This window comes from Enterococcus sp. BWT-B8 (assembly GCF_020567625.1).
Taxonomy (GTDB): Bacteria; Bacillota; Bacilli; order Lactobacillales; family Enterococcaceae; genus Enterococcus_L.
In genome coordinates, this window is record NZ_JAJDJV010000025.1 from 1 (window position 1) to 13,529 (window position 13,529).

The 13,529-nt window shown below is 37.6% G+C and carries 11 protein-coding genes and 1 riboswitch; of the genes, 10 read left to right on the top strand and 1 reads right to left on the bottom strand.

Annotated features, from left to right (window positions below):
• The first annotated feature begins 180 nt into the window (after positions 1–180).
• Positions 181–255, top strand: a riboswitch (Fluoride riboswitch).
• 129 nt (positions 256–384) lie between these two features.
• The 9 genes from LI951_RS14770 to LI951_RS14810 all read left to right on the top strand — a co-directional run bounded on the left by LI951_RS14770 (position 385) and on the right by LI951_RS14810 (position 11,048).
• On the top strand, positions 385–1,560 hold the full coding sequence (locus tag LI951_RS14770) for a cation:proton antiporter (protein ID WP_229442777.1): 1,176 nt from the start codon (positions 385–387) through the stop codon (positions 1,558–1,560).
• A gap of 927 nt (positions 1,561–2,487) precedes the next feature.
• Positions 2,488–3,168 (top strand): VanR-ABDEGLN family response regulator transcription factor, encoded by a 681-nt coding sequence (gene vanR / locus LI951_RS14775; RefSeq protein WP_202068448.1) that lies wholly within the window; start codon positions 2,488–2,490, stop codon positions 3,166–3,168.
• Positions 3,161–4,267, top strand: coding sequence for a sensor histidine kinase (locus LI951_RS14780; RefSeq protein WP_229442778.1), 1,107 nt, complete (start codon positions 3,161–3,163; stop codon positions 4,265–4,267). The genes vanR and LI951_RS14780 overlap by 8 nt, the downstream gene beginning before the upstream one ends.
• Positions 4,268–4,352: 85 nt before the next feature.
• On the top strand, positions 4,353–5,291 hold the full coding sequence (locus LI951_RS14785; RefSeq protein ID WP_229442779.1) for a D-alanyl-D-alanine carboxypeptidase family protein: 939 nt from the start codon (positions 4,353–4,355) through the stop codon (positions 5,289–5,291).
• 433 nt (positions 5,292–5,724) lie between these two features.
• Positions 5,725–6,768 (top strand): D-alanine--D-alanine ligase family protein, encoded by a 1,044-nt coding sequence (locus LI951_RS14790; protein WP_229442780.1) that lies wholly within the window; start codon positions 5,725–5,727, stop codon positions 6,766–6,768.
• A complete protein-coding gene (locus LI951_RS14795; RefSeq protein ID WP_229442781.1) occupies positions 6,765–7,352 on the top strand; it encodes a D-alanyl-D-alanine carboxypeptidase family protein in 588 nt (195 codons plus the stop codon). Before LI951_RS14790 ends, LI951_RS14795 begins: the two co-directional genes overlap by 4 nt.
• Complete coding sequence (gene alr, locus LI951_RS14800; protein ID WP_229442782.1) at positions 7,345–9,474, top strand: alanine racemase; 2,130 nt, start codon at positions 7,345–7,347, stop codon at positions 9,472–9,474. Before LI951_RS14795 ends, alr begins: the two co-directional genes overlap by 8 nt.
• A 326-nt stretch (positions 9,475–9,800) precedes the next feature.
• Entirely contained in the window at positions 9,801–10,391 is a 591-nt protein-coding gene (locus LI951_RS14805) for an ATP-dependent Clp protease proteolytic subunit (RefSeq protein WP_202068456.1), read from the top strand.
• A gap of 222 nt (positions 10,392–10,613) precedes the next feature.
• Positions 10,614–11,048 carry a hypothetical protein gene (locus tag LI951_RS14810; protein WP_202068457.1) on the top strand — a complete coding sequence of 145 codons (435 nt, stop codon included), beginning with the start codon at positions 10,614–10,616 and terminating at the stop codon, positions 11,046–11,048.
• 165 nt (positions 11,049–11,213) lie between these two features.
• On the opposite strand, the gene LI951_RS14815 is transcribed toward LI951_RS14810, so the two are convergent.
• On the bottom strand, positions 11,214–12,110 hold the full coding sequence (locus tag LI951_RS14815; RefSeq protein ID WP_229442783.1) for an ROK family protein: 897 nt from the start codon (positions 12,108–12,110) through the stop codon (positions 11,214–11,216).
• 1,149 nt (positions 12,111–13,259) lie between these two features.
• On the opposite strand from LI951_RS14815, the gene LI951_RS14820 reads away from it, so the two are divergent.
• Complete coding sequence (locus tag LI951_RS14820; RefSeq protein WP_016176866.1) at positions 13,260–13,409, top strand: listeriolysin S family TOMM bacteriocin; 150 nt, start codon at positions 13,260–13,262, stop codon at positions 13,407–13,409.
• Positions 13,410–13,529: the final 120 nt, after the last annotated feature.

Sequence of the window (13,529 nt, forward strand, 5' to 3'; positions counted from 1 at the left end):
TCAGTTTGCGTCATCGTGAGTTCATCCTTTATTGATTGGTGTAAGAACCTCAATAATACATGAAATGTTGCGATGACGTTTTTTTATTTTTCTAGGTGGCTAAGTTCATTATAAAATCCGCCTTTTTTTGGTAAATTCAAAACTACAAAATATTGACAATCCAAAGGAGTTCGCTATAATGAAAAAATAGGGAATGAGGTTCTCCCTTGGTTTCGACCTAAACCGCTTATTTAAGCTGATGACTTCTGCTTTGCAGAAGCCACCAGTCTATCTTTTTTCTATTTGAAGTTCGAATAGTAGATACTCCGTTGATGACTGCAAAGCAGTGCTCAACGGTTTTTTTGTGGAGACTTTAAGAATAAATGGAAAATGGAGGAAGAAGAAATGTTAGCAAGTTTGGCGTATATGTTTTTGATTGGTATGATGTTAGGGGCAGTTTTTCAGCGACTGAGATTGCCGAGTTTAATTGGAATGCTACTGACAGGTATCATTTTAGGTCCTTACGTGTTAAATCTGTTAGATGAGTCAATTTTGTCGATTTCAGCAGATTTAAGAGAAGTAGCTTTAATTACAATTTTAATGCGAGCTGGGCTGTCGTTAGATATTTCAGATTTAAAAATGATTGGTCGTCCAGCAGTATTAATGAGTTTTTTTCCCGCAATTTTCGAAATGAGTGGGACAGTGTTAGTTGCCAGAATGCTTTTTAATCTGCCTTTATTAGATGCAGGTATTTTAGCAGCAGTTGTGGCCTCAGCATCGCCGGCTGTGATTGTTCCGCGAATGATAAAACTAATTGAAACAGGCTATGGTACGGATAAAAAGATTCCACAGTTGGTGTTGGCTAGTGATTCAGTCGATGATATGTTTAACATTGTTGTCTTTACATCGTTACTTGGCTTAACCAATGGTGAGGTAGTCTCTGCTTTTAAATTTTCAGAGATTCCGATTTCAATTGCAACTGGCGTGTTGGTTGGGATTATCGTCGGCTGGTGCTTAGTGTTGGGGTTTAAAAACTTTCATTTACGTGATTCAATAAAAGTTATTATTTTATTAAGTGTGGCATTTTTATTAGTCACTGTTGAAGAGGTGTTAGTGATTCCATTTTCCGGCTTATTAACAGTTATGGTGATTGGTATTGTGCTATTAGCGAAATTACCTAATGTGGCAAACCGAATTTCGATAAAATTTTCCAAAGTTTGGGTGGCAGCTGAAGTCTTATTATTTGTTCTCGTTGGGGCAAGTGTAAATATTACTTATGTCTCAGCAGAAAGTGCTAAAACACTTCTTCTGTTGGTACTGGTCTTATTATTCCGAGCTGTAGGGATTTTATTAAGTTTAATCGGCACTGGACTTAATTGGAAAGAGCGTTTGTTCTGTATTTTTGCAGGTATTCCAAAGGCGACTGTTCAGGCAGCAATTGGTGGTATTCCTTTAGCCATGGGCTTGCCAAATGGGGGCATTATTTTAGCGATAGCAGTAATCTCAATCTTATTCTGTGCACCAGTCGGAGCGTTGATTCTTGATTCTACGTATAAAAAATTATTGAATCATACAGAGTAAACTAGATAAATCATTATCGTTTATACGCAAACCAGTGTTATATCCGCACGTCAATTCACTATATTGCTGTTAAACAAGAGCAGTCTGGTAAAAGAAAGCTCTCTTATCAAGAAAGGATAGGATTTATCTTTGAGTTAGTGAAAAAAGAAAGGATCGGATGGTCAATAATTTTTGCAGTGTCAAAGGTAAATCGGGAAGTAGCAGGTGTATGATAAGGATAGTTATAGCTGATTTTGTCAGTTCCACTTATATAAAAAGTTGTAGTGGAATGATAGGTGTGGCGACAATAAATTGAATTTGCAAAAATTCACTCATTACTAAGAGCTAGCTAATACTAAGACCACCTCTGTGAGGAATTGTCATTCATTTAATCGTCACACTAAATAGACTGACAATTCAAGGCAACGTAATAAGAGACTATAAACTTAGCTACCCGAATTCTTGACCATGACGATTCTCACAGCTGCGTTTTATAGAAGAATATTCTCTGAAAATAATGCGAGTGTTTTGACAAAATTAAAATTTTGGATAGAGGTATTTGAGTTTATCTCTGGTTGTCTCAGTTATAAATTGTCAATCGGCTTCTTTTTTATGTGATTTCTAGAAACTTACCAAGCACTGAGAAGTTGATTCAACTGACTTTAAATTTTTATATTTTCCTAAAAGGGTATTGAACTGATCTTAAATGTAATTTTTAACATCTGTGATTGCAGTTCTTATTTTTAAATGAAGCTTAAATCAAATAATTGTTTTTTTGAACATAGGCATAATTTCTATTTTAAGAAAAAAATCAATGATTTTTTTTTAAAGGAATCTGAATTTTTACCATCTTTCAAATCAATATAATTCTGAAGAAATCTTAAGTATTTCCATCTTTAGTTGCCGACAGTATTTTGCTACACTGAAGATGGGAAAGGTGTGGAAAGAATGACAACGATTTTATTGGTTGAAGATGAGAAGGAAATTGCTGACTTGGTCAGCTACTATTTAAAAAATGAAAATTACACAGTCATCAGCTGTGCCTCAGGTACACAAGCCTTGGAAGAGCTGGATAAACAGAACATTCATTTGGCGATTTTGGATGTCATGCTTCCTGATCTGGATGGGTTTGAAATCTGTCGGAAAATAAGAGAAACACAGACTTATCCGATTATCATGCTGACAGCAAAGGGAGAAGAAATAGATAAAATTACGGGGCTGACAATCGGTGCGGATGATTATATGACGAAGCCATTCAAGCCGCTGGAGCTGATTGCCCGTGTGAAAGCACAGTTGCGGAGGGTGACGACCTATAATGGCGGCACAGACTCTGTAATGAGTATTCGTGGGTTGTTTATTGATTTGGATAGACGGAAAGTCCTTTTAGATGATGAAGAAATCTATTTGACGCCGCTGGAATTTTCCATTTTAAAGCTGCTTTGTGAAAATAAAGGGCAGGCAGTCAGCTCGGAGGGAATATTTCAAACAATTTGGGGTGAAAAGTATTATACTAGCTCAAACAATACGATTATGGTGCATATTCGCCATCTCAGAGAAAAGATGAAGGATTCTGTAGAGAAACCGAAATATATAAAAACAGTCTGGGGAGTGGGGTATAAAATTGAGTAAAATAGAAAACCGTAAATTACTGTTTAGAATCAGTCTGATCAGTCTGGCTATTCTGATGCTGTTTTTTCTCTTTATTCAAAGCAGCTTCAGCCAGATCTTTAGAACTCTTTTTTATGAATATCTTGTCTACAATCGCAGTTATCAGCAGGACGGCATGATCTATAATGAGACGATGGTAAACCTGAGTGCGCTTAAGCTGCTTTTAACAGCGGCATTTATTTTCCTGGTCATTTTTGTTGCCGTACTCAGCTATTTAATTTCCAGACGGGCAGTGACTATGGAAGTAAAAAAACTGTCAGAAAAGATTCCTAAGTTTTTAAAAACAGAGAATGTATCTACAACCGGTGATCTGTCATTGGACAATGAATTGTTGAAAATTAAGGCAGAGAACACTAAAAATGAAGAACTGCTGAAACGTGAAACACAGCGAACGAAGGATATGATTACCTATTTGGCTCATGATTTAAAGACACCGTTGGCTTCAGTCATTGGGTATTTGAATTTACTGATTGATTCTCCTGAATTAACAACTGCTCAACGAGCAAAGTATCAGCAGATTACTTTGGATAAAGCCGGCCGCCTGGAAGAGCTTATAAACGAATTTTTTGATATTACAAGGTTCAGTCTGCAGGAAATCCATTTGTATAAAACGAGGATGGATTTGGTACTGCTCAGTCAGCAGATGATCGAAGAGTTTTATCCCTTGTTGAGCGACAAGAATCAGGAAATCAGCTTTGAAGGACCTGAAAGCCTATCAATAGAAGCTGATAGTGAACAGCTGGCACGTGTATTTAATAATTTGTTGAAGAATGCATTGACCTATGGAAATCCGGATTCAGTGATTCAAATGGAATTGCGTGAAGCGGAATTTACAATTAAGCTGCTAATCAAAAATGAAGGACCGACAATTCCAAAACGACAGCTGGAAATGATTTTTGATAAATTTTACCGGCTGGATCATGCCCGCTCTGCAAAAACAGGCGGCGCCGGGCTGGGGCTGGCAATTGCGAAAGAAATTGTAACAGCGCATGGCGGGAAAATATCAGCTGGCAGTGAGAACAGCATTACAACATTTGAAGTCATTTTACCCAAGTCTTAAGAAAGCTTAAGATGAACCTAAGTATAAATTAAAATCTGCTCTCTCTTTTATTGGTTTAATGGAACCATAAAGGAGAGAGTTTTTTATGTACAAAAAAAGAAGTAGAAAGCTGGGTTTCTGGATTTTTCTTTTAAGCGTTATCGGGTTATTAGTGAAAGCCGACGTTCTTACTATAAATCATTTACCATTTCTTCAGTCTCATATAAAAGAAGTCTATTCACAAAACAAAGAAGGAATCGAAGGAATTACTGCGAAGCAGATTCTTTTAAAAGAACGCGGGGGAGCAGTTTTATATGATAGAAGCAGTCAACAGAAAACCTCGATTGCTTCATTGACTAAAATTATGACAGCTGTATGTCTGATAGAGGCTTTTCCAGATACACACCAGCAAGTAATTATTCCATCAGATATTTTCCCGTATATTTGGGAGGAGGAATTGGCAACAGCCGGATTCCAGCAGAATGAAGCTGTTTCTCTGGAGGCTGTTCTCTATGGAATTATGCTGCCTTCCGGGGCTGAAGCCGCCCTTGCCGGAGCAATCTATGCTGCAGGAACAGAGCAGGCTTTTGTTGAATGGATGAATCAAAAGGCGAAAGAGTTGGGAATGAACCAGACACAGTTTTCAAATGTAACCGGTGTGGACAGCACAAGTCATTTTTCAACAGCTTCGGACTTGGTGAAGCTGGTTGAGTATGCACTTGAAAATCCAACATTTTATCGATTGTTTACCACCTTGACGTATCGTACGCTATCAACGGCTTTACAACCGGAAGGACTTCAATTGAATAGTACCTTATTGATGACTGGAGAAGCATTAGGTTGGGAGCAGGGGGAGATTATTGGCGGAAAGACAGGCTATACACTTGATGCTGGACAATGTCTGGCCAGTCTTGCAGTTGTGAACGGAAAAGAATACATTATGATTTTACTTGGTGCAGAAGGAAGTCCAGGCAGCGATCAGTTAAATATTCGTGAAAGCCGATTTATCTATCAGAAGTTTACTAGGGCGTGTCTGAAAAGTTAGTGGCATTCGAATTTTTCAGTGATTTTTGTTGAAATCAAGGAAGAAAACACAGCTTATGTGGATCATAAGCGAGTATTTATGACGATGAGTTCGATAAAAATCATCAAACTATTCGCCGCTTGAATTTTCAGACATGTCCTAATTAAAGAGGACAACTCAAAAGAATCTATGAAAAACTGACCTGATTAAATAATCAGAGCACGTGACAAAGAGCTGCCATCGTTGAGCACTTCAGCAATAAAAGTGCAGCAAAGAAATAGGCTGGAACAACTATTGAAGCTCAATACTGCTCATTGTAACGTGTTCGCTTCGCCGCTTAAGATAACATAAAAAGGAGAAGAACAATAACAGGTTATAACCCTTTTCATATCAAGGATTTGGAGGGAGAGATGAATATATTTTGAGTTGCTTTAAAGAATAGAGAGGAAGAATAATGAAAACAATTGCAGTATTATTTGGAGGGAAATCATCAGAATACGAGGTATCGCTGCAATCTGCAACAGCAGTTTTAGATGCATTGGATCAGGAAAGATATGAAGTCATTAAAATCGGCATAACAAAAAGCGGAGAGTGGTATCAGTATATCGGCGATAATGAATCAATTTCGGCGGATTGCTGGCTGGAAGAAAACTGCCGACAGCTGACCCCGGCAATCGGCGAAAGCTGGAAAGGATTTACTTTACTGGAAAATCAGGAACCGCTGCCTGTGGATGTTCTTTTTCCTGTGATGCATGGTGAATTTGTGGAGGATGGACGAATTCAGGGAGTATTTGAATGGATGGAGGTTCCTTATGTTGGCTGCGGAGTTGCTTCCTCTGCTGTATGTATGAATAAAAAGCTGACACATCGCTTTGCCAACAGTATTGGAATAAAAACAGCGCCATCAATACAATGTTCGCTTGCAGAACTGGATATGAATGCTATAAAGAAATTCATTCGTAAAGAAGGCTTTCCCCTGTTTATCAAGCCATTGAGAGGCGGTTCATCGAAAGGGATCAGTAAGCTGAATGAACTGGAAGAGCTTTCCAAAGTGATTGCTTCAGTAAAAGAAATTGATACTCATTTTATTTTGGAAAAGGGAGTGAATGGCTTTGAGGTTGGCTGTGGAATCCTTGGGAATGAACAGCTGGTTATTGGTGAAGTTGATGAGATTGAACTGGCAAGCGGCTTCTTCGATTATACAGAAAAGTATCAGTTGATTTCGTCAACGATTCACATGCCTGCTCGTATCAACGAAACGTTAAAAGGTGAAATTAAATTTCAGGCAGAAAGATTATATCGACTATTGGGGTGTCGAGGCTTGGCACGTATTGATTTTTTTCTTACACACAACGGTGAAATTTTGTTAAATGAAATCAATACATTACCGGGATTTACGGAACATTCACGTTATCCAAGTATGCTGATGAATATGGGGCTGTCCTATAGAGAAATTGTTGAACGCCTGATTCAACTGGCTGAGGAGGGAGGAAAATGAGAAATAAACTAACTATCGATTTTCCGATTTTGGTAAATAGTGAGAACCAACTGCAGCCGGATTTCCTTCCTGCTGACCTGGTGCAGGCTCCTTTTTCTCAAGGAAATAAATGGATGGAGACAACTGCAGCCGCGCAGCTGGAAAAGCTCATCCGCTTTATTGGCGGCGAAAAAGATATCATAGTAACTAGTGCATACCGAAGCTTTGCGGAACAGGAAAAACTGTATAACTATTCCCTGTGTGTTCATGGAAAGGCGTATACTGAGCTGTATGTAGCCAGACCTGGATGCAGTGAGCATCAGACAGGATTAGCAGTAGATTTGGGCTTGTCTGATAGTCAAAATGATGAGATATGTCCGACGTTTAACGGCAAAGAAATCAGTACTCGATTTTTAGAAAGAATGTCCGAGTTTGGCTTCATCCTTCGGTATCCGGAAGGCAAAAGCCGGATAACAGGTATTGCTTATGAGCCTTGGCATTTTAGATACGTCGGATGTTCTTATAGCCGGTTTATCGCGCAACATGACTGGACTTTGGAGGAGTATTATAACTTTTTTAAGCAGTGGAGAGAAAAGGATGACTAAGAAAAATACAAAGACAATAAATATGTCCAGCCGATCTTCCGGAATTGACCAGTTTCGATTGATTGCAGCAGTTATGGTTGTTGTTATCCATACATTTCCATTCGGCTCTTTTGCGCCTTATTTAGATGATGTTATTACACTGACGTTGTTCCGAATTGCTGTGCCTTTTTTCTTTATGATCACCGGCTATTATGTATTGGGTCCCTATGCTGAAACACCCGATTATGCTAAAGCCTGGAAAATTAAAAAGACATTGCGTCAGCTCCTGAAGCTTTATTTATTCGCCTGTCTGCTCTACCTGCCGCTGTCGTTTTATAATGGGACCTTACGTCTGTCAATCTCTGTTTCTGATATGGCAAAGCTGCTGCTGTTTGACAGTCCATTTTATCATTTATGGTATTTTCCGGCAGTTATCGTCGGCATGCTGATTTGTCGCCTACTGTTAAAGCACCTTCCTTACTCAAAAGTACTGATCCTTGTATTCAGCCTTTATCTAATTGGACTTGGCGGGGACAGTTACTATTTTCTGATACAGAATACGGCGCTTTTAAAAAAATTCTACGATTTTCTCTTTCAGCTTTTTGATTATACCCGAAATGGTCTGTTTTTTTCTCCGTTGTTTCTGGTATTGGGGGCAGGTATTTATCTGAAGAAAGGGGAAAAGCGTACATTCTCCAGTTTGAAAATGATTATTGGGCTGTTGCTATTGTTCATTGAGGGACTGCTGTTGCATAGGGGAACCGAGCTGAAGCATGACAGTATGTACTTGTTTCTGCCTCTGACGATGTATTTTCTTTTTCAGTATTTGCTGTGGTGGAAGCCGAGACATTCATTTGTCCATGCTTTGGACTATTCATTATGGCTGTATATTCTGCATCCAATTAGTATTATTATTCTTTATTTTGCGGGGAAAATTATCCCAATGTTTCAGAACAGTCTGATTCAGTTTCTATTAATTCTGCTTCTGACGATGGGACTTTGTACGTTTACGCTTTCCATATTGACTCGTTTAAGACAACAAAAACCGGGAAAAATTCATCGTGCCGGCAAAGTGATAAACCTGACCGCGCTGGGCAGAAATTTGCGATCTGTCGAACAACGACTCGACAAAGGTACAAAAATAATGGCTGTTTTGAAGGCAGATGCGTATGGTCATGGAGCTGTATCCTGCGGTCTCTATTTGGAAAAACAGGAGGTAAATTTCTTTGCTGTTGCAGCTTTGGGAGAAGGCATTGAGCTGCGGAAAAATGGAATTCAAGGTGATATCTTAATTTTGGGCTACACAGACCCTGTGCTGCTTCGACAAGTTGCCTATTATGATTTGATTCAGTCTGTTTTTGATCTGGAGTATGCACACCAGTTAAATCAAACAGAGATAAAGGTTCGTTGTCATTTGGAAGTAAACACAGGAATGAATCGTCTGGGCTTCACCCCAAACCTTGAAGACCTGTTGTCTGTGTATAGAATGGAAAATCTGCAATGGGAAGGTATTTTTTCCCATCTTGGTTCTTCAGATACACTGGATGAAAAAGCAGAAAAACGAACAGCTGCACAAATTCAGCGATATGATCAGCTGCTTGAAGAGTTAAAGCAATGCGGGATTGATTATGGTGTGACACATCTTCAGAGCAGTTATGGTGTAATAAACTATCCAGAGCTATCCTACGATTATGTACGGGTGGGAATCCTTTTATATGGTGTGCTCAGCCAGCAGGATCAGGAGATGAGAAACAAAATTAAATTAGAACCTGTATTGTCTGTCCATGCTGTGCTGATATCTGCCAAATGGGTTTCAGCTGGAGAATATCTGGGCTATGGAACAGAGACAGCTGCTGTAAAAGAAATGAGGGTTGGTGTAGTCTCTATTGGTTATGCAGATGGTATTTCCAGAGAACTTTCCAACTCAGGTTTTTCATTGAGCTATCTTGATTATGAAATCCCGCAAGTTGGTCGGATCTGCATGGATATGCTCCTGGCAGATATTACAGATGTACCGGAGATTAAATTAGGAACACAAATAACTGTACTTGAAAATAGTGAAGCTGCAGCAGGACAGGCACAAACTATTACAAATGAAGTACTGAGCAGAATGGGCTGTCGGCTGGAAAGCATGAATAGATAAAGGGTATTAAAAAGAAAGTTCAAATTTTTTCTGGAATTTCCCTAATATCTAAAATATTTTTTTGTATTCGATGGAAAAAACAAATTATTCGATTCACTATTTTTTCTTTTTATATAGAATTAAGAGGTTAGGGATAAATAAATATTAAATTATTTGAAGAAAAATTTCTTTAAAAGTCTTCTTTTGGTCAGGTAAAGGTCAGTTTCATGCGATTCCTTTAAAATAGGTACTTCATAGTTTGAACAATCCTGACTTTTTGGTAGAATAGAAGAGTGAGAGAAGTGGGCGAAGCTTCGTTCACTACTGAAAAGCAGGAGGTAGGATTCATGTATCGTTTAGAAGAAGAAGAAAAAGATACGACACCAAAAAATGATCAAAGTATGATCATGAAAAAATTATGGGAAGAACGCACCATTTTAATTTACGGAGAGGTCACTCAGGATTTAGCACGTGAAGTTTCTTCACAGCTGCTTCTATTGGCAGCAATGGGCGATGAGCCGATTAAGATTTTTGTAAATAGTCCAGGCGGGCACGTTGAATCAGGAGATACCATTCATGATATGATTCAATTTGTCAAACCAGATGTATATGTGATTGGAACAGGATGGGTTGCGAGTGCCGGGGTCACAATTTTTCTGGCAGCTGATGCCAAGAACAGATTCTGTCTGCCGAATACACGTTTCATGATTCATCAGCCAGCCGGCGGTGTTCAGGGACAGGGAACTGAAATACAGATTGAAGCCAAAGAAATCGTTCGTATGAGAGAACGAGTTAATCGGATGATCGCAGAAGCAACAGGTCAAACGTATGAACAGGTAGCGAAAGATACAGACCGCAACTTCTGGATGTCCGCAGAAGAAGCCAAGGAATATGGCATGATTTCAAAAATAATCAAAACAAGTGATGAAGTGCTTTAAGAAATAGTAGTAATTGAAATAGAATCAGTCTCTCAATTGAGGGGCTGATTTTTCTTAGCTTGGACAATAGGAAAAAATCTGCAAAACGCCTCAGCTAATAATCTTGCGGCTCACCTTCTCACTTGAAAAGTCTTGTTTATACCGAAAGCTCTAATCCGGGCTTGTCAGTACGGAAGGAAAACGGTAAAATAAGTTGATAATAAAAGAAAGTAGGAAAATAAGTTGAAACCAAATATTGGCTATTATATTCAGGTAATTAATGATATTGTACAAGAAACAGAAAAAGTGGGAGAAGAAATGAACGGGCACTACGAAGAGCTTCGTCAGGCCATTGATGACAAGAAAGAAGCAGATATTTCTAAAGAAAAGCTTGCTGAAGTTCAGGGGATTTTTAACGAAGGTACGGAAAAGTACGAAGTATTCTTAAAGCAAATATTGGGACTTCGTCCACCGGTAAAAGTAATCGGCATTCATAAAAAACTGGAGCGCTGCTACACAGAGTATGTAGCAGGCTGTAAAGAGATGGTTCTTTCATTAGATCCTGAAAAGGGATTGGACACAGCATTGTTTAATGCTTCAGAAGAGAAGCAGGATAAAGCAACAGATGATATTTCTTTTTGTATTACCAAAATGAGTAATCTATTGTTAAAAAAATAAAGATAATTTTAGTAAAATTGAATCAGGTTGAAGTGTTATTACTGGACATTTATTTTAAAATATTGTATTATTTAACCATACCAACAACAACCTTTTTATTTTTCATTTTACTCTTATTGAGTAATACTCCTTTTCCATCGGCTCACCAAAGCCGATGGTTTTTTTCTATATTTTATCATTTTGATTTATTTGGCTGTAAACAAGATAGAATGCTCCGATCAGTCCTGCATCATTTTGATGATGACAACGCTCTACTGGTGTTTCAAATAAATTCCATTCAGGATACTCTTTCAGAGGTTTTTCGATAAGAGGAATTAGCTGAGGGTTTTGACTGACACCTCCACCAATCAAGACTTTCTCAGGATTCATTGTAACAATGATGTTGTAGACAAGCATGGAAATATACTCTCCCCAAAGCTTCAGTACATCCTTTTTCTGGGGAGTGTTTCCTTTAAAAATTTCTTCTCCGGTAACTGGTGTGGCCGAAGTAATTCCTAAACGCTTGCGATACAAATTTAATAATCCCTGAGTAGAAGCATATTTTGCAATGATTTCTTTTTTTCCATTTCGATCAGGAATCAACATCATACCAAATTCTCCGGCACTGAAACCAGCACCTTTAATCAATTTTCGATTATTGATAACACCCCCGCCAATACCAGTTCCCAAGGTCATCACAACAAAATCATTATGCATCTGTCCTTTACCCGAATGCATTTCGGCCAAAGCTGCACAGTTTCCATCATTTTCAATGAAGATAGGGTACTTGTAACCGGTTTTCTCCGTTAAAAGCTGAATAAACGGTCTCCCCTTTAAAGGTTTAATCGCACCGGAAACAATAGGAATCCCATTTTCACTGTCAATTACTCCAGGAAAACTGAAGCCGATTCCTTTAATCATATATCTACGTTCATACATCGTAATGATCTTTTCAATAAACGAAAAAAACTGCTCCTCTGTATCGATTTCAGAAGGCTGTTTGTCCTGATCAATAATGGTGCCGTTCATATCAAACAAGCCATATTTTATAAAGATGCCGCCGACATCAAAACTAATAATCATGTATTGTTCCCTTTCTGTCATTTAATTTTAAAAGAGATAGTGCAAGTGAAATTGAGTTTTGCCGGATATGATAGCAAATAGAAACTATCCTGAAAGAATCCCCTAAAAATACATTTTTAGTTTATCTTTACGGAATGTAACCATGTTTAATGCTTATCGCACGAATCCTAAAAAATAGTTCAATGTCCAATAAGCAAACATAAATTTTCTGTTAAGATATACCAGCCGCTCAATTTCATAAGTATAACATAACTGAATGGATGTGTGGAATTGTTGCTGAAAAGGGAACTAGGACAAAAGAATGAAGAAAATAATAGTGAAAACCATATCATTTATTTTCTGAATCCAAAATTTCCCTATTATTTCCCATTCATTTTTGTTGTTGACAGGACAGTTAGTTAAAAAATCAGGTCTTAAGAAAGCACGTAAAGCTTCACAGTTTTCAAAGCATTAAAAATACCTATATATCAGTATTTTCAAGAGGTGCCAAGAAATTGGTGTCTCTTGTTTTTTTGAAAATAGAGAACATTTTACAGAATTGTACTTCTTTAAAAGTGGAAGGAACGTTAAAATTAATTGGTTCCCTCCATAGTTTAGTGCTATTTTATTTAGCTTCTCGTGTTTCGTTTAGTCGTCTTTCGGATGCTTAATGAGTAGAAAGATTGACAATATTTGATATGTTTCCATTGTAAAGCGTATGTTTCGTTTTTGCGGTCTCCTAAGTTAATTGTAAGAAGTAACAGTAAAATGTATTAAGTTCATATGATCAAAGCTTGAAAGTAGTTGATTTTCTTAGTGAAGAATTGACGAGGTATCCAACTTCTGGATTTTCTGGACGTGAATTTAATAATGAATGAATCACTATTTTTCAGTCTATGTGCTCCAAATTAATTGAATTGTATCAAAAACTAGATCAAGACGATTACTATAATTGATCTGAAAAATAAATTTTAAAGAAACGAGATATATTATTTATTGTCGTATATTAAGGATTAAAAGAATGTATAATAACCTATTTTGTTTTTTAAAAATGAACAAAAATTGGATATAAGCAACTAATCGATAGGGAAATATTGTTTTCTGTTAGTTAGTTATGATATACTTATTTTAGTGTTGACATAACACAATTTTGAGTAAGGAGGTGTTTATATGAATATCAAGTCTCAATCCATGAATGGTTATAGTAATACAGGTGTTGGTGCTGAAGCCATGAACTATGCTGCTGGATGTTGTTCATGCTCATGTTCAACATGTACATGTACGTGTTCCGCTTCAACTGCTACAGAAACAAAAGAGTAGGGTTAGAAATGAAAGGGGATTCATTCCCCTTTTTTAATAGGTGGTGTATACAAATGGATTCCATTTTAACGATAAACAAATTGAAAATAGAAAAGAGCAACAAAGTAATATTGGATATAG